General features: G+C 61.0%; 19 protein-coding genes and 1 tRNA gene. 13 read left to right on the top strand and 7 right to left on the bottom strand.

Going from position 1 to position 18,937, the window contains the following annotated elements; all coding sequences use genetic code 11:
* Positions 1-42: 42 nt before the first annotated feature.
* Positions 43-1,011, bottom strand: coding sequence for a polyprenyl synthetase family protein (locus EKA13_RS17640; protein WP_065760619.1), 969 nt, complete (start codon positions 1,009-1,011; stop codon positions 43-45).
* 252 nt (positions 1,012-1,263) lie between these two features.
* On the opposite strand from EKA13_RS17640, the gene rplU reads away from it, so the two are divergent.
* The 5 genes from rplU (at position 1,264) to EKA13_RS17615 (ending at position 5,055) form a co-directional block, all read left to right on the top strand.
* Positions 1,264-1,575 (top strand): 50S ribosomal protein L21, encoded by a 312-nt coding sequence (gene rplU, locus EKA13_RS17635; RefSeq protein WP_065760618.1) that lies wholly within the window; start codon positions 1,264-1,266, stop codon positions 1,573-1,575.
* Between the two features lie 34 nt (positions 1,576-1,609).
* On the top strand, positions 1,610-1,867 hold the full coding sequence (gene rpmA / locus EKA13_RS17630) for a 50S ribosomal protein L27 (RefSeq protein ID WP_065760617.1): 258 nt from the start codon (positions 1,610-1,612) through the stop codon (positions 1,865-1,867).
* 193 nt (positions 1,868-2,060) lie between these two features.
* Complete coding sequence (gene cgtA, locus EKA13_RS17625; protein ID WP_065760616.1) at positions 2,061-3,284, top strand: Obg family GTPase CgtA; 1,224 nt, start codon at positions 2,061-2,063, stop codon at positions 3,282-3,284.
* Positions 3,285-3,466: 182 nt separating this feature from the next.
* Positions 3,467-4,585 (top strand): glutamate 5-kinase, encoded by a 1,119-nt coding sequence (gene proB, locus EKA13_RS17620; RefSeq protein ID WP_065760615.1) that lies wholly within the window; start codon positions 3,467-3,469, stop codon positions 4,583-4,585.
* Between the two features lie 11 nt (positions 4,586-4,596).
* Entirely contained in the window at positions 4,597-5,055 is a 459-nt protein-coding gene (locus tag EKA13_RS17615) for a CreA family protein (RefSeq protein WP_065760614.1), read from the top strand.
* 59 nt (positions 5,056-5,114) lie between these two features.
* Here EKA13_RS17615 and mksF read toward each other — a convergent pair whose 3' ends face one another.
* The 3 genes from mksF to mksB are packed head-to-tail and all read right to left on the bottom strand — an operon-like array spanning position 5,115 to position 9,917.
* Entirely contained in the window at positions 5,115-7,943 is a 2,829-nt protein-coding gene (gene mksF, locus EKA13_RS17610) for an Mks condensin complex protein MksF (RefSeq protein WP_065760613.1), read from the bottom strand.
* The gene (gene mksE / locus EKA13_RS17605) at positions 7,940-8,650 is read right to left on the bottom strand and encodes an Mks condensin complex protein MksE (RefSeq protein WP_065760612.1); all 711 of its coding nucleotides are present in this window, start codon (positions 8,648-8,650) and stop codon (positions 7,940-7,942) included. Before mksE ends, mksF begins: the two co-directional genes overlap by 4 nt.
* Positions 8,640-9,917: an Mks condensin complex protein MksB gene (gene mksB, locus EKA13_RS17600; RefSeq protein ID WP_065760611.1), complete on the bottom strand. Its 1,278-nt coding sequence runs from the start codon at positions 9,915-9,917 to the stop codon at positions 8,640-8,642. The genes mksE and mksB overlap by 11 nt, the downstream gene beginning before the upstream one ends.
* A gap of 176 nt (positions 9,918-10,093) precedes the next feature.
* Between mksB and EKA13_RS17595 the strand changes: the two genes are divergently transcribed.
* The 3 genes from EKA13_RS17595 (at position 10,094) to can (ending at position 12,039) form a co-directional block, all read left to right on the top strand.
* Positions 10,094-10,879: an energy transducer TonB gene (locus EKA13_RS17595; protein WP_065760610.1), complete on the top strand. Its 786-nt coding sequence runs from the start codon at positions 10,094-10,096 to the stop codon at positions 10,877-10,879.
* Entirely contained in the window at positions 10,872-11,324 is a 453-nt protein-coding gene (rimI, locus tag EKA13_RS17590; RefSeq protein WP_065760609.1) for a ribosomal protein S18-alanine N-acetyltransferase, read from the top strand. The genes EKA13_RS17595 and rimI overlap by 8 nt, the downstream gene beginning before the upstream one ends.
* 76 nt (positions 11,325-11,400) lie before the next feature.
* Entirely contained in the window at positions 11,401-12,039 is a 639-nt protein-coding gene (can, locus tag EKA13_RS17585) for a carbonate dehydratase (protein WP_065760608.1), read from the top strand.
* Positions 12,040-12,086: 47 nt separating this feature from the next.
* Here the strand turns inward: can and EKA13_RS17580 are convergent, their stop codons facing one another.
* Complete coding sequence (locus tag EKA13_RS17580; protein WP_065760607.1) at positions 12,087-13,244, bottom strand: hypothetical protein; 1,158 nt, start codon at positions 13,242-13,244, stop codon at positions 12,087-12,089.
* Positions 13,245-13,366: 122 nt separating this feature from the next.
* Between EKA13_RS17580 and EKA13_RS17575 the strand changes: the two genes are divergently transcribed.
* Positions 13,367-13,933, top strand: coding sequence for a D-Ala-D-Ala carboxypeptidase family metallohydrolase (locus EKA13_RS17575; protein WP_065760632.1), 567 nt, complete (start codon positions 13,367-13,369; stop codon positions 13,931-13,933).
* Here EKA13_RS17575 and EKA13_RS17570 read toward each other — a convergent pair.
* A complete protein-coding gene (locus EKA13_RS17570; RefSeq protein ID WP_065760606.1) occupies positions 13,887-14,765 on the bottom strand; it encodes a LysR substrate-binding domain-containing protein in 879 nt (292 codons plus the stop codon). The genes EKA13_RS17575 and EKA13_RS17570 overlap by 47 nt on opposite strands.
* A gap of 265 nt (positions 14,766-15,030) precedes the next feature.
* Here EKA13_RS17570 and EKA13_RS17565 point away from each other — a divergent pair, with 265 nt between their 5' ends.
* Complete coding sequence (locus EKA13_RS17565) at positions 15,031-15,648, top strand: LysE family translocator (RefSeq protein ID WP_065760605.1); 618 nt, start codon at positions 15,031-15,033, stop codon at positions 15,646-15,648.
* A 138-nt stretch (positions 15,649-15,786) separates the two neighbouring features.
* Here EKA13_RS17565 and EKA13_RS17560 read toward each other — a convergent pair.
* Positions 15,787-15,863: transfer RNA gene (locus tag EKA13_RS17560), tRNA-Met, on the bottom strand.
* Between the two features lie 183 nt (positions 15,864-16,046).
* Here EKA13_RS17560 and EKA13_RS17555 point away from each other — a divergent pair.
* The 3 genes from EKA13_RS17555 (at position 16,047) to EKA13_RS17550 (ending at position 18,803) form a co-directional block, all read left to right on the top strand.
* Positions 16,047-17,264 (top strand): MFS transporter, encoded by a 1,218-nt coding sequence (locus tag EKA13_RS17555; protein WP_065760631.1) that lies wholly within the window; start codon positions 16,047-16,049, stop codon positions 17,262-17,264.
* Between the two features lie 118 nt (positions 17,265-17,382).
* Positions 17,383-17,526 carry a hypothetical protein gene (locus EKA13_RS27885; protein ID WP_176717444.1) on the top strand — a complete coding sequence of 48 codons (144 nt, stop codon included), beginning with the start codon at positions 17,383-17,385 and terminating at the stop codon, positions 17,524-17,526.
* Between the two features lie 122 nt (positions 17,527-17,648).
* Positions 17,649-18,803: an MFS transporter gene (locus EKA13_RS17550; RefSeq protein ID WP_065760604.1), complete on the top strand. Its 1,155-nt coding sequence runs from the start codon at positions 17,649-17,651 to the stop codon at positions 18,801-18,803.
* The last annotated feature ends 134 nt before the right edge of the window (positions 18,804-18,937 follow it).

The following is an 18,937-nucleotide window of genomic DNA, read 5'->3' as shown; positions in this document are numbered from 1 at the left end:
CAGAGGGCAAGCGGGCCCATCCGAAGATGGGCCGGGGAGGGATCAGTGGGTACGGGCGACGGCGAATTCGCTGAGTTCAACCAGCGCGTCACGGTACTCGCTGGCAGGCAGCACTTCCAGGCATGCAATGGCGCGAGCGACATAGTCGCGGGCCAGTTGCGCGGTGTAGTCCAGTGCGCCGGCAGCCTCGACGGCTGCGCGGATGCTTTCCAGATCTTCGATACCGCCCTTCTGGATGGCCTGGCGAACCAGGGCAGCCTGCTCGGCGGTGCCTTCGCGCATGGTGTAGATCAGCGGCAGGGTTGGCTTGCCTTCGGCCAGGTCGTCACCGACGTTCTTGCCCAGGGTTTGCGCATCGCCCTTGTAGTCGAGCAGGTCGTCGACCAGTTGGAAGGCTACGCCCAGGTGGTCACCGAAGGTACGCAGGGCTTCACGCTGAGCGTCACTGGCTTCAGCCAGGGCTGCGGCGCTGTGCGTCGAGGCCTCGAACAGCATTGCCGTCTTGCCGCGGATGACCTCCATGTAGACGTCTTCGGTCGTGCTGGCGTCGCGGATCTTGGACAGCTGCAGTACTTCGCCTTCGGCGATCACGCGGGTCGCCTTGGAGAGAATCTGCATGACCGGCATCGACCCCAGCTCGACCATCATTTCGAATGAGCGCGAGTAGAGGAAGTCGCCGACCAGTACGCTGGGCGCGTTGCCCCACAGGGCGTTGGCGGTGGAACGGCCACGGCGCATGCCGGACATGTCGACGACATCGTCATGCAGCAGGGTCGCGGTGTGCAGGAACTCGATGGTGGCAGCGAGCAGGCGCAATTGGTCGCCATCGCGGCCCAGTGCCTTGCCGCACAGCAGCACCAGCAGCGGGCGCAGGCGCTTGCCGCCAGCCGACGTGATGTAGTCACCGATTTTCGAGACCAGCGGCACACGTGAAGTCAGCTGCTTCTTGATAATCTCGTCAACGGCGCTGAAGTCGTCCGCTACCGCGCGGTAGAAAGCTTGGGGTTGCATCGGCCACAGGTGCTCCATAAAGGTTGCGCGGCATGCTAGGTTGCAGGTCCCGGCCTGTCAAGGCGCGGTGCCGGTTGGCCGGGGGCGGTACTTGCAAGCGCCGCGGGGCTTGCGTACAATCGCGCACCCTGAACTTCCTGGGCAGCACCTGCCTTACGCAATTGCACAGGGCCGTTCCAGCCTTATGCAGCCATGCCAGCCAATACTCTTACCTATAAAGAGCTGGGTGAGCAGGATTATCGGAGAAATACCATGTACGCAGTAATTGTTACCGGCGGTAAGCAGTACAAAGTCGCCGAAGGTGAATACCTGAAGATCGAAAAACTGGAAGTCGCTACCGGCGAATCCGTAACTTTCGATCGCGTTCTGTTGGTCGCCAATGGCGATGACGTAAACATCGGCGCACCTGTCGTCGCTGGCGCTAAAGTAGTCGCTGAAGTGATCTCCCAAGGTCGTCACGACAAAGTGCGCATCATCAAGTTCCGTCGTCGTAAGCACCACATGAAGCGTATGGGCCACCGCCAGTGGTTCACCGAGATCAAAATCACCGGTATTCAGGCTTAATTCAGCCTAATCCCCTTATTGGAGAGTTGAACTCATGGCACACAAAAAAGCTGGTGGTAGTACCCGTAACGGTCGCGACTCAGAAGCCAAACGCCTTGGCGTGAAGATGTATGGCGGCCAGGTCATCAAGGCCGGCAACATCATCGTTCGCCAGCGCGGCACCCAATTCCACGCTGGTTACGGCGTTGGCATGGGCAAAGATCACACCCTGTTCGCTAAAATCGAAGGCGTGATCAAGTTCGAGAAAAAAGGCGAGTTCGGTCGTCGTTACGTAAGCGTTGTCGCTGCCTAATAGCGATGTCGCTGGAAAAGCCCTGTCTCGCGACGGGGCTTTTTCGTTTGTGGGGTGAGTCTCTTGCAAAACTGTTTGTATGGGCTGCCGGCGCTGGATTCTACGGTCGTTGACGGGGCCGCCGCGCTCATTTTTGCAAGAGCCTTATGTCTTTGTGTCATTCAACTCGTCGAGACGACGAGAGGCGGTTTTTATGAAGTTTGTTGATGAAGTGTCGATCCGGGTCAAAGCCGGTGACGGTGGCAATGGTTGCATGAGCTTTCGTCGTGAGAAGTTCATCGAGAACGGCGGTCCCAACGGCGGTGACGGTGGTGACGGCGGCTCGGTGTTCATGGTTGCCGACGAGAACCTCAATACCTTGGTCGACTATCGCTATACCCGCCATTTCGAGGCCCAGCGCGGCTCCAATGGCGGCAGCACCGACTGCACCGGCAAGAAGGGCGACGACCTGATCCTGCGTGTACCGGTCGGTACTACCGTGATTGACGCCAGCACCCAGGAAGTCATCGGCGACCTGGTCAAGCCAGGGCAGAAGCTGATGGTGGTCCAGGGCGGCTGGCACGGCCTGGGCAACACGCGCTTCAAGTCCAGTACCAACCGTGCTCCGCGTCAGACCACGCCGGGCAAGCCGGGCGAGCAGCGCGACCTGAAGCTGGAAATGAAAGTGCTGGCCGACGTCGGCCTGCTGGGCCTGCCTAACGCAGGCAAGAGTACGTTCATTCGCTCGGTATCGGCTGCCAAGCCGAAGGTCGCCGATTACCCGTTCACCACCCTGGTGCCGAACCTGGGCGTGGTCAGTGTCGACCGCTGGAAGAGCTTCGTCATCGCCGACATTCCCGGCCTGATCGAAGGCGCTTCCGAGGGTGCTGGCCTGGGTATCCGCTTCCTCAAGCACTTGGCGCGTACTCGCCTCCTGCTGCACCTCGTCGACCTGGCGCCGCTGGACGAGAGCAACAGTGCCGATGCTGCCGAGGTCATTGTCAACGAGCTGACCCGCTTCAGCCCGTCGCTGGCTGAGCGCGATCGCTGGCTGGTGCTGAACAAGACCGACATGCTGATGGACGACGAGCGCGACGAGCGCGTCAAGGAAGTGGTTGAGCGTCTGCAGTGGGAAGGCCCGGTGTACGTGATCTCGGCGATCTCCAAGCAGGGCACCGAGCAGCTTAGCCGCGACATCATGCGCTACCTGGAAGACCGTGCTGATCGCCTGGCCAATGACCCGGCGTATGCCGAAGAGCTGGCGGATCTCGATCAGCGTATTGAAGACGAGGCCCGTGCCCAGCTTCAGGCGCTGGACGACGCACGTGCTCTGCGCCGTAGCGGCGTGAAGAGCGTGCATGACATCGGTGACGATGACGACGACGATTGGGATGAAGAGGACGAAGACGGTCCAGAAATCATTTACGTGCGCGACTGATCCGTTGCAGTACACTAAACGCCGCTTTTTCAAGCGGCGTTTTGCTGTCTGTAGGTGCAGGCTTTGCCCGTGATTGCATCAGCGTGGTACCTGTTAGGCTGCATCGCCGGCAAGGCCGGCTCCTACAAGGCGTAGCAAGCGCTGTTTTTTAGAATCCACAGATCGGCATAGGTTGGAAGAAGATGCGGAGCAAGGTGACGGGTGCCCAGCGCTGGGTCGTGAAAATCGGCAGTGCCCTGCTGACGGCAGATGGCAAAGGCCTGGATCGCGCGGCCATGGGTGTCTGGGTCGAGCAGATGGTGGCGTTGCATGAAGCGGGTGTCGAGTTGGTGCTGGTGTCGTCCGGGGCGGTAGCCGCCGGTATGAGCCGCCTGGGCTGGACCAAGCGACCGAGTGCCATGAACGAGCTGCAAGCAGCCGCTGCCATCGGCCAGATGGGCCTGGTGCAGGCGTGGGAGTCGAGCTTCGCTGAACACGGCCGGCACACTGCGCAGATCCTTCTGACCCATGACGACCTGTCTGACCGCAAGCGTTACCTGAACGCCCGCAGCACCCTGCGCACGCTGGTTGAGTTGGGGGTTGTACCGGTTATCAACGAAAACGACACGGTGGTCACCGACGAGATCCGTTTCGGTGATAACGACACCCTGGGGGCGCTGGTGGCGAATCTGGTCGAGGCTGATCTGCTGGTGATCCTCACCGACCGCGATGGCATGTTCAATGCCGACCCGCGCACCAACCCCGATGCCGAGTTGATCTACGAAGCCCGTGCCGATGATCCGAGCCTGGACGCCGTCGCGGGTGGTACGGGTGGTGCGCTGGGCCGTGGCGGTATGCAGACCAAGCTGCGCGCTGCGCGTCTGGCGGCCCGCTCCGGGGCGCACACGATCATCGTCGGCGGGCGCCTGGAGCGCGTGCTGGACCGTCTCAAGGCAGGTGAGCGCCTGGGTACCCTGCTGTCGCCTGAGCGTGGCATGCTGGCGGCACGCAAGCAGTGGCTGGCCGGTCACCTGCAAACCCGTGGTACGTTGACCCTTGATGCCGGTGCCGTCCAGGCGCTGCGCGAAGGGAACAAGAGCCTGTTGCCGGTTGGCGTCAAAGGTGTGCAAGGCAGCTTCCGCCGTGGCGAGATGGTGGTCTGCGTCGGCCCGGACGGCCAGGAGATCGCCCGAGGCCTGGCTAACTACAGTGCGCTGGAAGCGCAGAAAATCATCGGCCAGTCCTCCGAGGCCATTGAAAGCCTGCTGGGTTACAGCGCTGAGCCGGAGCTGGTCCATCGCGACAATCTGATTCTGGTATGAGGGAGAACCGTGTGCGTTTGATCAAAGGATTGCTGGGGGCTTTGCTGGCCCTGCCATTGTTGGCCTCGGCCGAGGAAATCGGCCAGGTGTCGACGGTGTTCAAATTTGTCGGGCCGAATGACCGCATCGTGGTCGAAGCGTTCGACGACCCGAAGGTGGAAGGGGTGACCTGCTACTTGTCGCGCGCCAAGACCGGTGGCCTGAAAGGCGGGCTGGGTTTGGCTGAAGACCGTGCCGAGGCGTCCATTGCCTGCCGTCAGGTCGGGCCGATTCGCTTCAAGGAAGAGCTCAAGGAGGGGGAGGAGGTGTTCAAGGAGCGCACCTCCTTGGTGTTCAAGACCATGCAGGTCGTGCGCTTCCTGGACAAGAAGCGCAACACCCTGGTGTACCTGGTCTACAGTGACCGGATCATCGAAGGCAGCCCGCAGAATGCGGTGACTGCAATTCCGATCTTGCCGTGGGCTCAGTAATACGGCGTTGAATTCATCGCAGGCAAGCCGTGTTTCCACGGATGCCTGCGATGGCGCCACTACGCTGAAACCGCGTCCTCTTCGTGTGCTACCGTCTTGATCTCTTCGTGGCGGCTGATGAATTTCCAGTCCGCTTCATCGATGTAGATCCCGTTCGGCCCGCTGCCACCTTCCAGGTCAATGGCCACCTTGGCTGAGACTTGCGGCTTGACGCTGGCCAGAATCGGCACAAAGCCCAGTTGCAGGCTGGTCTCCAGCAGCGCCGCCTGGTTGCGCTCGTCGATGTCGGCGGCCTCGTCCAGGTAGTACGGCAGGCGTACGCGACCCGCCAGGTCACGGTCCATCAAGTGCAGCAACAAGTACATGTTGGTCAGTGCCTTGATGGTCATGGTGGTGCCGTTGGAGGCGGCGCCGTCGATGTCGGTATGGATCACTGGCTGACCACCGACCTTGGTAATCTCGAACGCCAGCTCGAACAGGTCCTTGAGGCCCAACTGGTTGTGGTTGGCGGCCACCAGGCGTGCCAGGTACTCCTTGGCTTCCTCGTTCTTGTTGTCCTGCTCGGCACTCTGGCTCAGGTCAAACACCGACAGGGTCTCGCCTTCCTCATATTGACCGGCGCTGTGGATAATCTGATCGATGTGCTTGAGCGCTTCCTTGTTCGGTGCCAGAACAATGCGGAAGCTCTGCAGGTTCGATACCTGGCGCTTGTTGATCTCACGGTTGAACAACGCCAACTGATGTTCAAGGCTGTCGTAGTCGCTGCGGATGTTGCGCAGGGTTCGGGCGATATCGGTGACCGCGGCGCGGCGCGCCTTGCCCAGGGTCAGGGCTTCGTCCTGGCGGTGGGCATAGGCGTTGATCAGCAGTTGCAGGCGGCGCTCCATGTCGTCTTCGCTGTCGAACTTGGCCACGCCCTTGAGGCGTACCTGGGCGTACAGCGCTTCGATCTGCCCATCGCAGCGCAGCAAGCCCTGCCAGCTGTCCTGGTAGTCGTTGAGCAGCGGCAGCAGGTTGTCCATCGAGTCGTCCACCGGCTCCATGAACGGGGTGCCGAATGGCAGGTCAGCCGGCAGCAGTTGGCGGCGCCGCAGGGCATCGTCAAGGGTGCGTTGCTTGGCTTCCATGTCGGCGATCTGCCGGCCGACCAGTTGCAGCTTGGCCGACAACTGCTGGACGCGTTCGGTGAAGGCGTCGCTGGAGCGCTTGAGTTCGTCCTGAGCCGCCTCCAGTTGCGCGAGCTGCTCGAGTTTTTCGCCTTCTTCGGCGCTCAGTGTCTGCGCGCGGCGGTAGTCTTCCAGCGCTTTTTGAGCGTCCAGTACCTGTTGGTACAGGGCTTCGGTCTGGGTCTTGCTGGCAGCGCGGTCGGCAGCGACGGCCTGTTGCGTCTTGAGCTGTTTGAGCTCTTTTTCCAGACGCTCTTTCTGGTCGCGCAGGGCCGCGCGGTCGGCCAGTGCCTGCAGCGCAGGGGGTTCAATGTGCGACAGGTCGATAGACAGGCCCGGCACTTCAAAGCGCTCGCCCTTGAAGCGTTCAAGTACCGCTTCCAGGGATTTGACCCACAGTTCGCTGTCGTCCAGTTCGATGCCACGTTCGCCCAGGGGCAGGCTGAACAGGGCGCCGTTGAACAGACGCATCAGGCGCTCGACGTCCTGTTGCGAAAACTCTTCGCGCAGGCGGGCATAGCTGTTGTTGTCGGCGTGGTCGAGTTGCTGCTTGACCGATTTCAGTCGCTTTTCCAGGTCACGCAGGCGTTCTTCAAGGTCTTCGGCACTGAACTGCCGTGACTGGGCGAGGGCACCGGCCAGTTCATCGTGGGCATCCTTGGCTGCCAACAGTTGCTGTTCCAGGACCTTGACGTCATCGATCAGGGCAAAGCGGTGCTTGAGCACTGACAACTCGCCCAGCCAGCGCTGGATGCCGGTGATTTCGCGCTCCAGACGCATCAGTTCCTGGGTACCACCGCGTTGATTGTTCTGCAGGGCATCCTGCTCGTTGCGGTAGTGTTCAGACTGGATGACCAGTTCTTCCTTGCGGGCCATCGCGTAGTCCTGCCAGGTACCCAGCAGCGAGTCGAGCAGGGGAGACAGGCGGTGCAGTTTGCCGCGCAGAATGTCACGCTGGGTTACGCCGTTGGCCAAGGCCTCGACCAGTGGGCCGGCTGAGACCAGGGCGTTGTAGTCCTGCTCCATGCGGCGTACGTCGCGGAAGGCTTCTTCACAGGCCGCGATATAGTCGACGCTGCCCGAGCGCAGGCTGTGCTCGAAGGCATCGAGGAACAGTTGCTTGAGTTTGGCCGCAGTGATTTCGCGCATGTGCAGCAGGTTGATGAACAGTGCGCGGAAGGTCTTCAGGCTCTGTTCACTGGTGGAGCGCAAGGGAATCAGGGTCAGGTCCAGCGGCACCGACGTGTGCCCGCCGACCAGCAGTCGACGCAGCTCGTCAGGCTTGAGTTCGTAAGCCTTCAGGCCATTGCGCTCGAGGTTGCTGAACAGCTCTTTCTGGCGCAGGCAGGTGTCGTTCTTCTGGTAGTGAGCCAGGTCCAGCTCGCCGGCATAGGCGAAGAACTGGTGACCGAAACCGCCACCCGGGCCGCGTCCGACCACGCCGATCACGTGCGGGCCGTGGGGCAGTGAGACTTCACAGAGGATGTAGCTGGTGTCGCTGGCGAAGTAGAAGCGCCGCGACTGCTCCAGGCTGTACTTGCCGAAGCTCATGTCCGACATGCGTGCCAGGATCGGGAACTGCAGGGCGTTGATCGACGCACTCTTGCCCAGGTTGTTGGCGCCGTAGACCGACAGCGGGTGCTCCAGCGGGAACAGACCGAGGCTGTAGCCGGCAGTGTTGAGCAGTGCAAAGCGGCGGATGCCGTAGCGTTCCTGGCTCATGCATCAATCTCCTGTTGCTCTTCGGCGATGGCGCGGGCCAGGGCCTCTTCTTCGGTTTCGTCCAGGTCGTCGAACGGGCCCAGATCAAGCGGGTCGTCAGTCTTGAGCAGTTTCTCGTCGCTGTCTTCGTCGACCAGTACGGGCGTTGGCAGTGGCAACGCGCTGTGCAGGCTGGCGGCCAGGTCGCGGTCCTGCTGGACCGACAGGCACACGTCGAGGAAACGGTGCATCGGCGGCAGGAAGCGGTAGATACCATTCTCTTCGCTGGCAAACCCGAGTTGGGTCATGCGCCGCATGATCTTTTCTTCCAGTTCCTCTGGTGTCTGGACTTCAGCCTGGATGAACAGGTCGCGGTACTTCTCCAGCAGCGACGGCAGCTCATCACGGCCCAGGCTGCCGCCATCCAGCACGGCGATTGGGTCTCGCCCCTGGTCGGCCAGGTGCTCTACCAGAATGAAGGTGAACAGCGAGAGGCGTTGGGCGGTCTTGTTTACTTGCGCGGCGGCTTGCTCGGGGACGAAGTAGTAGAAACCGCGGGTATCGCAGACCAGTTCGAAGCCCAATGCCCTGAACAGGCCGCGGTACTGGTCCTGAAAGTTCGACAGTTGAGCGTAAAGCTCCGGGTCGCGGCGGCTGATGTGGAAGCCTTTGAACAGCTCGCGGAAGATCGGCGCGAGCTGGGACAGTTCGGAAAGATCAAGATGCATGTGAGGTGCTCGCAGTAGGCTCCAGCGGCGTTTCGCGGCTGGACGTCAGGGCGAATGAGCGCAGGCTGACCTGGTGCTCGCGGGTGTGGTAGTCACGGCGCTCAAGGCGTTCGCGGGTAAAGCGCTTTTCCCGCGACAGGCGCGAGAACCAGTACAGCAATTCGTCGGTGGCGCCTTCGGGCTCCTGCTCCAGCAGCCAGGTCATCAGGTCTGGCATTGGCAGGGCGTCGGTACAGCGTTCGAGCATTTCCTTGACCGTGCGCGGTGCGCGCGGCGGTTCGCCCTTCTGGTTCTTGTGCGCCTTGGGGAACTGCGCCGGTTTGGGCTCGAAGCGGGCCAGGGCATAGACATAGGCTTCCACCTGGCTGGCACTGCCGAGGAAAGTGCTCTGCGGCCGGGTGAACAGGGGCATTGCCGCGTGTGGCACGGCGTCCAGGCCTTTGCGGCGGATCACCGACAGGGCCAGTGCCGCGCCACGGGTCACGGCGTTGTGTCGGCGCGCCTCTTCACGCAGGGGCAGCAGCAGTTCGCGGGCATGGCGCAGGGTCAGTTGCGCGCTGGTCTGCATTTCCAGGATGCGGGCATGGGTGCGCAGCAGCATGTCGTCGTCGACCAGTTGGCCCAGGCGTGCCTGTTCGCCAAGCAGGCGCAACAGCACGGTCTCGACCTTGCGTACACCCTGCTCGAAGGCGCCGTCGGCGTTGACCAGTTGGATCATCGGCTCGACGTACTCGTCCCAGGTCGCCAGAACTTCAGCATAACGCTGGCGCAGGGGAATCTGTCGGTCGCTGGTCTTGGCCCGTTCGGCCACGGCCACCAGTGCCTGTTCGTCGTTGTCGAGCTTTTTCAGAACGTCACGCACCCGCATGTCGAGCAGGCGCAGTTGGCGTGCGAGGTCATTGCCGTCGCGAATGTCGAAGGCGTCCTGGATGTGCCCGGCCAGACGCTCGAGGTGGCGCAGGTAGGCTTCGATTTCCAGGCACAGGCCAAGGCGGTGCTCGCGGCGCAGGTAGGCGAGGAAATCGTGGATCTGGGCATTCAGTTCAAAACGGTTCGGGCTTTTGGCCACGGGCACCAGAATATCCAGGCGAATCCACACATCGAGCAGGTTGGTGATGTCCTGCGGCGTGCTTTCCAGCTGCTGGGTCGCCAGTTGCAGGCGCAGTTCTGCCAGGCTCAGGGTGCCCTGGTCGAAGCGCTCGCACAACGGCTCGAGCAAGGCCCAGTGTTCGGCTAGGGCGCGCAGGACGCGTTTGGGTTCGATCATTGGCGGGTCGACTCGCTGCCAAATAAAAGCGCCGATTGTACTGCATCATGCGGTTGTCGATTCACCCCTTGATCGCTTGTGGGTATTCTCGGGCGGATTTCTGCCGATCAACTGCGGCGCCGGGCAGCGAAGGGCGGTAGAATGTGGGCCCTGACTTATCCACAGATGGCCGACCTTTGCTCACCGAGTCCCGCCGCCGCGCTTACCTCAATGCCATGCAAGTAGTGCCTTGGCTGCCGCGTGCCGAACTGCCGTTCGCTGCGCCGTCGCGCCCTGAACTCTTGCTGCCGTTGGAGCCGCTGGTGGAGGAGGTTGCACATTCGCCCGTGCAACAGACCGCCCCCGTCGTTGTGCCGGTGAGCAAGCCGGTTGAGCGGCAGAAAATCGAGATCCCGCGCCCCAGCACCACCCCGCGAGCTGCCAGCAAGCCGCTGGAAGAGGCGCAGGAGGCGGTAGCGCCGGTCAAGGCGGCTGTCGTTCCGCCGCCGCGTTTTGCCTTGCAATTGCTACGTGCAGGGCGTTGCCTGGTGTTGGTCGAGTTGGCCACTGGTGAGCCGTTCCAGAGTCGCGATCCGTCCTACTTGCTGCTCAAGGACATGTTGCGTGCCGCAGGCTTGCCAGACAGCCCGCAGATCATCGGTGAGCCCGTGCGCTGGCCGCTGTTGGTGCGTGGCAACCTTGACCAGGGGCCGGAAGCGGCCCGTGATTTCGTGCAGGGCTTTATCCAGGCCCGTCTGGAAGACGCTCCGTGCGCCTGCCTGTGGCTGGTTGGTCTGCCTGCCGTGCGCTTTGCCGGGGAGGCCGATGAGCAGGCCTTTTACCGTGAATTACCGGTCGAGGGCCTGGGGCATGCCTGGGCCTTGCCGGGCCTTGAAGTGTTGATGGACGAGCCGCAACGCAAGGCGGATGTCTGGAAAGCCATGCGTCGGCTGATGGCGCGCTGGAAACCAAGCGATGAGTGACACAATCAGTTTTCGTCGGATGACCGAGGCGGACCTGGATGCCGTACTGAAGATCGAATATGCCGCCTTCAGCCACCCCTGGACCCGAGGAATTTTCCTCGACGGGCTAAAATCCTATGAAATCTGGTTGATGTTCGAGGGTGGGCAGCAGGTGGGGCACGGTGTGATCAACGTGATCATCGATGAGGCGCACCTGCTCAACATCACCGTCAAGCCGGAGAGCCAGGGGCGCGGCCTGGGCCTGCGCTTGCTCGAACACCTGATGAAACGTGCCTACGAGCTCAACGGCCGGGAGTGTTTCCTCGAGGTGCGCGCCAGTAACCAGTCTGCCTACCGGTTGTACGAGCGCTACGGCTTCAGCGAAGTGGGTCGGCGTCGAGATTATTACCCCATTGCCGGTGGTCGCGAGGATGCGCTGGTGATGGCCTGCACGTTGATCGACTGAAGGCAGTTCCATGCTGCGCGTGACCTGTTCGGCTTGGCGCCTGTCAGAGACTGCGGATCATCTATGAGGCTTGAACATGCACGACCTACAAGAACTGATTGATAACAACGCCCGCTGGGCTGATGCAATCAAACAGGAAGATCCGGAGTTTTTCGCCAAGCTGGCACGCCAGCAAACGCCTGAATTCCTGTGGATTGGCTGCTCGGATGCGCGGGTGCCGGCCAACGAAATCGTCGGCATGCTGCCGGGCGATCTGTTTGTTCACCGTAACGTCGCCAACGTGGTGCTGCACACCGACCTGAACTGCCTGTCGGTGATCCAGTACGCAGTAGACGTGCTCAAGGTCAAACACATTCTGGTCACCGGTCACTATGGCTGTGGCGGTGTGCGGGCCTCGATGCAGGATCGCCAGTTGGGCCTGATCGACGGCTGGCTGCGTTCGATCCGTGACCTTTACTACGAGAACCGCGTGGCGCTTTCGCAGTTGGCTACTGAGGAAGAGCAGGTCGACCGCCTGTGTGAGCTGAACGTGATTCAGCAGGTGGCTAACGTTGCTCATACCAGCATCGTTCAAAACGCCTGGCATCGTGGGCAGAGCCTGTCGGTGCATGGCTGCATCTACGGCATCAAGGATGGCCGCTGGAAGAGCCTCAACACCACCATCAGCGGCTTTGAGCAGTTGCCGCCGCAGTATCGCCTGCGCCCACAGGACTGAGCCCTGTAGCCTCATTGTCGGCGTTGCCGACAATGAGGCTTGAGCGATCAGATCTCTTCCAGAGGCTGTTGCAGTGTTTGCAAGCTGCGCCTTACCGCATCGGTGTTGCATTTGGCTGCGGCCTGCTCCGGGGTCATTTCCCGAATTGAACGGTAGAACAGCTCACAGGTCTGCGTCTTCGCGGTGACCTGCCATTTTTGCGTGCAGGCATTCAGCGTGGCCTCGGCATCGGCCTTGGGGTTGCTGCCCATGCCGGCCTGCCAGCAGGCGGCGCTGAGGTCCTGGCCCATCATCTTCAAACCCGCCGCGTCTGCCTGGTCCTGATCGCCTGCGTGGTTGGCTTTGTCCGCGGTGTACCAAATGGCGCTGGGGTGGTTTGAGCCCAGTACCGGCACGCGTTGCCCGGTCGTCGGGCTGATGTTCACCAGCCCCAGTACGTTGACGCCTTGGCCATAGGTTTGCTCCACCCAGGTACGTACCGGTGAACCAAATGCCACCATCGGCAGTGAATCCCCCTTGGCGTTGCGGGTGACCGCCTTGACCATGTTCGTCTGGTAGTCGTTGAAGTACCCGTAGACACCCTCGAGCGCTTTGCCGGCAGAGGCAGGGGCGGCAATCGGGGCAATGTCGACGATGGTCTGGAAGGCCGGCGTGTTATCCACAGGTACACCGTTGACACTCAACAGGTACGCCCAGCGGTCAGTGGTGTTCGAGCGCAGGTAATCTTGCGCCTGGGTCAGCGAATAGTCTGGCGGAAAGTGCAGCAGCTCGATGCTGCGGCGATTTTCCAGGGCCATGCCCAGTGGCAGGAACAGCAGCCAGTTGTAGGCCCACTTGCCGTCGCGGTTGAGCTGGCTGGCGCCCTGGTAGGCGAGTTCGCCATTGTCGAGCAGGCGCGTCAGCGGTTCGCCGTAGGTGCTGGGGACGTCTGTAATATAAGCATACAGGGTGCCATTGTCGCGCCCCACCCGGACCGTCGCTTGGGTGTAGCCGTCTCGCGCTACGCTTTGCTTCAGGTAGTGCTCGACGGTCTGTTCCAGCGTCCAGTCCCGGAAGCAGATAGCGCTGCAGTTGTTGGGGTAGGCAAACAACCTGCTGACCCGTTGCTGATCACCCAGGGTGACCCTGGTATCGGCCTGTGGTGTCGTGCTCAGGGCCAAGGCAGACAGCCCCAGCGTCAGGGTTAATAAAGTGGTTTTGCGCATAGTTGACTCCATGCCAGTGGCCTCTCTCCTTTTGCTAGTCAGGCCATACTGTAGGCATTTCTGTGGGCTTGGGAAGTGGAGCGTTTATGCGGGTGATACGGCGCAAGGTGGCGCTGCCAGTTATGGGCCTGTGGCTCGGTACGTTTGGGGCGTATGCCGACGAGCGCGACGTGCGCATGTTCGCCCTCTGGGCTGGCGACCATGAGACGCGAGTGTTCCGTGACATGCTGGTCGAGGCACGGCTCTACGGCAGGGTTCCAATACATGAGTTGCTGCGTTCAGCCAGCGACTGGCGGCTGTGCGCTGCCGAGCCATTCGCGGTACCGCCTCTGGGGCAATGGCCCGCCGTACGCTCGACCCTGCAACTGCTCAAGGCCCTGGGTGATCAGCACGTCCTGCGCCGCTACGAGGTCGTCTCGGCGTACCGTAATCCCACGCTCAATGCGTGTGCCGGTGGCGCTGTTGGCAGTGCACATACTCGCGCCTTTGCGGTTGACCTGTTGCTGCCCCTTGGCTCTGATCCTGCGTCGTTGTGTCGTTTCTGGCAAACCCAAGGTGCTGCCTGGAACATGGGATTGGGGCGCTACCCTACGGGGCGGATTCACATCGATACGGCCGGCTATCGGACCTGGGGTGGGGATTTCAGCTCAGGTTCATCGTATTGCCAGCGGCTTGTGACTGCGCCGTGATCCAGTCAGCGAAGCGTCGGTACGTAGCGTGCTCGGCAATGGGCTGGGGGCAGAGCAGGTAATAAGCTGAGCCGTCCTTGATAAAGCCCTGAGGCGCCTGCAGTTGCCCGGCCGCGATTTCGTCCTGCACCATCAGGAACGAGGCCATTGCCAGGCCCAGGCCAGCCACTGCTGCCTGGATGCACAGGTAGAAATGCTCATAGTCGGCTCGGCTGCAGTCCTGGGCTGACTGCTTGCTCAGGCGTAACCAGGTGTTCCAGGCATTGGGTCGTGAGCCTGTATGCAGCAGTCGTTGCCCGGCTAGCCCCTGCGTGGCCAGGGCGTTGTTGCACACCGGGCCTACGTATTCGTCACAGACCTTAACGGCGTCCAGGCCTTTGTTCCATGGGAAGTCATCGCGGCGCAGCGCAAGGTCAATACCGCTGCCGATAAAATCCACCGGGCCGCCGGCCGCCACCAGATGGATGTGGATGTCTGGGTGCGCGGCATGGAAGGCCGGCAGGCGCGGAATCAGCCATTTCATGGCGATAGTCGGCTCGCAGGAGAGCGCCAGAACGTTTTCCCGCGCCTGTTGTTGCAGGCGATAGACCGCACCTTCCAATTGCTCGAACAGCGACTGGGTGGTGCCATGCAGGGCGCGTCCGGCGGCCGTGAGGAAAATCGCCCGGTTGCGTCGCTCAAACAACTGCACCCCGAGGGACTCCTCCAGCAAGCGCACCTGCCGGCTCACGGCACCATGGGTGACGTGCAGCAGTTCGGCGGCGCGAACGAAGCTTTCGGTTTGCGCCGCGACGTCGAAATAGCGGAAGGCGGAGAGGGCGGGCAGCTTCATATCTGTGAAGAAAACTAGCGGATTTGTCGCACTATAAATCGCTTTTTAGCCACAACGAAGCTTTCGATAATAAGCACCGTACAGAACACTGCTTTTCTGTAGGCGCAGGCTTGCCTGCGATGGCGTCGGTGGGGTGCCCTTGAGTTCGTGGTGCCTGCATCGCGGGCAAGCCCGGCTCCTACAAGGATCCATTGCGATGGCGTCGGTGCTAGCCGCCCGAGCAGAGCGCATCTGTGCATTTTACTAGCTGATCGAGGCGCTTTACGTGAATGAATTGATCGCTGTTGCCCTGTTCACCGTTCTGGCGGTGATCAGCCCCGGTGCGGACTTTGCCATGGTCACGCGTAGCAGCTACGCCTTCGGTCGCAGGGCTGGTCTCATGGCGGCGTTGGGGATTGCCTGCGGAGTGCAGGTGCATGTGTTGTACACCGTGCTGGGAATCGCGTTGATCATCAGCCAATCACCGCTGCTGTTTCTGGCGATGAAGGCGTTGGGTGCGGGCTACTTGATTTATCTGGGTTATAAATCCTTCACCAACACCCAACGCATCGCGCTGGGGGATGATGACGGCGCCAGTCGTCTGGGGGTGTTCGCTGCATTGCGCTCGGGCTTTCTGACCAACGCCCTGAACCCCAAGACCATGCTCTTTGTGGTCAGTGCCTATACCCAAGTGGTACAGCCTGACAGCTCGCTGGCGACTGACTTTGGCTATGGCTTCTTCATGTCCTTCGCCCATTGGGTGTGGTTCAGCCTGGTGGCCGTCTTTTTCTCCAGCGATGCCCTGCGGCGCACAATGCTCGATCGTCAGGGGCTGGTGGACAAGGTGATTGGCATGGCTTTGATTGGCCTTGGGGTAGCGGTGGTCTTTGCCAGTGTTCGCTAGCGTGGAGCAAGCGAGCCTTGTTCGGTGCTTGATGTTGGCTTGAGAAGGTATCGATGGGGTGCCAGCGTGTTATGCGCTGGGTACTTTTTTGCGGGCAAGAAAAAAGGGCTTACCTTGCGGTAAGCCCTTTTTAGTACTTGGTGGCTACACAGGGACTTGAACCCCGGACCCCAGCATTATGAATGCTATGCTCTAACCAACTGAGCTATGTAGCCAAGTGGCGCGCATTATTAGCCTGAAACGGATATCTGTCAACACCTGTTTCTAAAAAAAATTCGCGCATGATCAATTGCTTAGGCATTTCGGCCTGTTACGACTGTATTACACGAAAAACATGGTGCTCTGCTTAAAGGATTCCGGATAATTGGATCCCAATTATCCGGATGGAACGCATTCCCATGGCCTTGAGCAGTGCCCAGTCCAGTTCGCCTTCTACCTTGGCAAGCGCCCAAAGCAGCCCGCTGGTGATGCGAATTATCGCCGCCTGCGCATTGGCGCACTTGATCAACGATCTGATCCAGGCCGTGCTTCCGTCGATCTACCCGCTACTCAAGGCTAATTATGGGCTGAGCTTTGCTCAGATCGGCTTGATTACCCTGACATTCCAGATCACGGCCTCGTTGCTGCAGCCTTGGGTGGGCTTTTACACCGACCGCAAACCCATGCCCAACCTGTTGCCGCTGGGTACGCTGTGTACGCTGGTCGGTATTGTGATGCTGGCGTTCGTCGGCAGTTTCTCGATGATCCTGCTGGCCTCGGCGCTGATTGGTATTGGCTCCTCGACGTTCCACCCCGAGACGTCACGTATTGCCCGCCTGGCGTCGGGTGGCCGCTACGGGCTGGCGCAGTCGACCTTCCAGGTGGGCGGTAACGCAGGTTCGGCGTTTGGCCCATTGTTGGCTGCGGCGATCGTGATTCCGTTCGGGCAGGGTAATGTGGCCTGGTTCGGTCTGTTTGCGGTATTTGCCTTGCTGGTGACCTACGCGCTGAGCCGCTGGTACCGCGAGCACTTGAACCTGTTCAAAGCCAAGCAAGGTCAGCGTGCGAGCCATGGCCTGTCCCGTCAGCGGGTCATCGGGGCCCTTGTGGTGCTTGGGCTGTTGGTGTTCTCCAAGTACTTCTACATGTCCAGCTTTACCAGCTACTTCACGTTCTACCTGATCGAAAAATTCAACCTCTCGGTCGCCAGTTCGCAGTTGTACCTGTTCCTGTTCCTCGGTGCGGTTGCGGCGGGTACCTTTTTCGGTGGGCCGATTGGGGACCGGATCGGGCGCAAGGCCGTGATCTGGTTTTCGATCCTCGGGGTGGCGCCGTTCACCCTGCTGCTGCCTTATGTCGATCTGTTCTGGACCAGTGTGCTCAGCATGATCATCGGCTTCATCCTGGCCTCGGCCTTTTCGGCCATCGTGGTTTACGCCCAGGAGCTGGTGCCGGGTAATGTCGGGATGATCGCCGGGATTTTCTTCGGCCTGATGTTCGGCTTTGGCGGTATCGGCGCGGCACTGCTGGGCTACCTGGCCGATAGCCATGGGATCGAGTACGTCTACAGTATCTGTTCGTACCTGCCGCTGTTCGGCCTGCTGGCGATCCTGCTGCCGTCCACAGGCAAGCAGTGAGGTTTGGCTGCGCCGCCAATCGTTACCGACCTTGGTGCTATTGCTCAGGCGTAACGATTGACGGGCGGCGCAGGCTTCCCCTAGAGTGCCGCCCTTCATTTTCTCCAGTAGCCGAACCATGAGCCGCCTCACCCGTCCTTACACGTTGATACAGCCTGTCATGCAGGCCGTAAGGCGTGACTGGCCGAGCGATACGGTGCTCAAGCGTCGGCGTAGCGTCCTGTTCGCCTTTACCTTCTCTCCGCCCACCTGCCCGAACTGACAGGACGGACGCGGGCGTGGTGTTGCCACGCGTGCTTGTCCGTATCGAATACACGCCTTTGTGGTCTGCATGTGTGAGTGCAGGGATATCGCTATCCCTGCGTCAGTGGGTTTGGAGTCAAGATGGACAAGCGTTTTCTGGCGGGCCTGTTGTTCGCGGTTTCTGTTGTTGGCCTGAGCCTGGGGGCGACGTTGCCCTTGGTGTCCCTGCGGCTGTTCGAGGCCGGAGCCGGTACCCTCAAGATCGGTATTGTGTCGGCGATTCCCGCGGCGGGCATGATGCTTTCGGCGTTTATGGTCGACGCCTGCTGTCGGCATCTGACGCGCCGTACCATCTACCTGTTGAGTTTCGGGATGTGCGCCTTGAGCGTCGCATTGATCGAAGTGGCGTTCTCCTCGATCTACCTGCTGTGCCTGTTACGCCTGATGCTGGGGATCGGCATGGGTATTGCGATCATTCTCGGCGAGTCCTGGGTCAATGAGCTGAGTGAAGAGCACAATCGTGGCAAAGTCATGGCGTTGTACGCCACGGCGTTCACCGGTTTCCAGATGGCGGGGCCGACCATGCTGGCGCTGTTCGGCGCGCAAAGCCCGTGGGTAACGATCGTGGTGAGCCTGTGCTACCTGCTGGCGCTGGCCTGCATTGTCTGGACTGTGCCTGATGACTACGTCGAGCATGGCGAGGAGGGCGAGAAGAGCTTTTCCCTGGCGGGCTTTTTCCAGGTGGCACCGGCCCTGTGCATGGGTGTGCTGTTCTTTTCCTTCTTTGATGCGGTGATCCTCTCGCTGTTGCCGGTCTATGCCTCCAGTCATGGCTTCGCTCTGGGCGTTGCGGCGTTGATGGTCACCGTGATCCTGACCGGTGACATGGTGTTCCAACTGCCCTTGGGTTGGTTGGCCGACCGCTGCGAGCGCACGATGGTGCACCTGGTCTGTGGCGTCGTAGCGATGCTGATTGGCGTGGCATTGCCTTGGCTGTTGCAACTGCCGTGGCTGCTCTGGCCGATGCTTGTCGTGTTGGGGGCGGTTGCAGGTGGCGTCTATACGCTCGCCCTGGTGCTGATCGGGCAACAATTCAAAGGGCAGGATCTGATTACGGCCAATGCCAGTGTTGGCTTGTTGTGGGGCGTTGGCAGCCTGATTGGGCCGCTGATCAGTGGTGTGGCCATGGACATGGCGCCCCATGGGCTGCCAATGGCCCTGGCGGCGGTTGCAGGGCTGTTTGTGTGCTTTGCCCGCGGCTCTAACCGTGCCGCGCGTTTGGCCGCTGAGCGGTAGAGGCTTGCCCGTGAACACTGCATCGCAGCCTGCCTGATGTACCTCGTCTTGATCGCGGGCCAGCACGCTCCCACAGGGGGATCGCGATTGGTCAGAACTGAGTCGCCATAAACGATAAAACCGCGCCAGGGCGC

This window comes from Pseudomonas defluvii (genome assembly GCF_001695625.1).
GTDB classification, from domain to species: Bacteria; Pseudomonadota; Gammaproteobacteria; order Pseudomonadales; family Pseudomonadaceae; genus Aquipseudomonas; species Aquipseudomonas defluvii.
Note: the sequence above shows the minus strand (reverse complement) of the source record. Positions and strands in the feature narration are given on the sequence as shown.

Excerpts from the sequence above, each read along its gene's own strand:
- EKA13_RS17570 (WP_065760606.1), bottom strand. The coding sequence starts at position 14,765 with ATGAAGCTGCCCGCCCTCTCCGCCTTCCGCTATTTCGACGTCGCGGCG.
- EKA13_RS17580 (WP_065760607.1), bottom strand. The coding sequence starts at position 13,244 with ATGCGCAAAACCACTTTATTAACCCTGACGCTGGGGCTGTCTGCCTTG.
- mksF (WP_065760613.1), bottom strand. The coding sequence starts at position 7,943 with ATGAGCCAGGAACGCTACGGCATCCGCCGCTTTGCACTGCTCAACACT.
- EKA13_RS17550 (WP_065760604.1), top strand. The coding sequence starts at position 17,649 with ATGGACAAGCGTTTTCTGGCGGGCCTGTTGTTCGCGGTTTCTGTTGTT.
- EKA13_RS17555 (WP_065760631.1), top strand. The coding sequence starts at position 16,047 with ATGGCCTTGAGCAGTGCCCAGTCCAGTTCGCCTTCTACCTTGGCAAGC.
- can (WP_065760608.1), top strand. The coding sequence starts at position 11,401 with ATGCACGACCTACAAGAACTGATTGATAACAACGCCCGCTGGGCTGAT.
- proB (WP_065760615.1), top strand. The coding sequence starts at position 3,467 with ATGCGGAGCAAGGTGACGGGTGCCCAGCGCTGGGTCGTGAAAATCGGC.
- EKA13_RS17640 (WP_065760619.1), bottom strand. The coding sequence starts at position 1,011 with ATGCAACCCCAAGCTTTCTACCGCGCGGTAGCGGACGACTTCAGCGCC.
- rpmA (WP_065760617.1), top strand. The coding sequence starts at position 1,610 with ATGGCACACAAAAAAGCTGGTGGTAGTACCCGTAACGGTCGCGACTCA.
- mksB (WP_065760611.1), bottom strand. The coding sequence starts at position 9,917 with ATGATCGAACCCAAACGCGTCCTGCGCGCCCTAGCCGAACACTGGGCC.
- rplU (WP_065760618.1), top strand. The coding sequence starts at position 1,264 with ATGTACGCAGTAATTGTTACCGGCGGTAAGCAGTACAAAGTCGCCGAA.
- EKA13_RS27885 (WP_176717444.1), top strand. The coding sequence starts at position 17,383 with ATGAGCCGCCTCACCCGTCCTTACACGTTGATACAGCCTGTCATGCAG.
- mksE (WP_065760612.1), bottom strand. The coding sequence starts at position 8,650 with ATGCATCTTGATCTTTCCGAACTGTCCCAGCTCGCGCCGATCTTCCGC.
- rimI (WP_065760609.1), top strand. The coding sequence starts at position 10,872 with ATGAGTGACACAATCAGTTTTCGTCGGATGACCGAGGCGGACCTGGAT.
- EKA13_RS17575 (WP_065760632.1), top strand. The coding sequence starts at position 13,367 with ATGGGCCTGTGGCTCGGTACGTTTGGGGCGTATGCCGACGAGCGCGAC.
- cgtA (WP_065760616.1), top strand. The coding sequence starts at position 2,061 with ATGAAGTTTGTTGATGAAGTGTCGATCCGGGTCAAAGCCGGTGACGGT.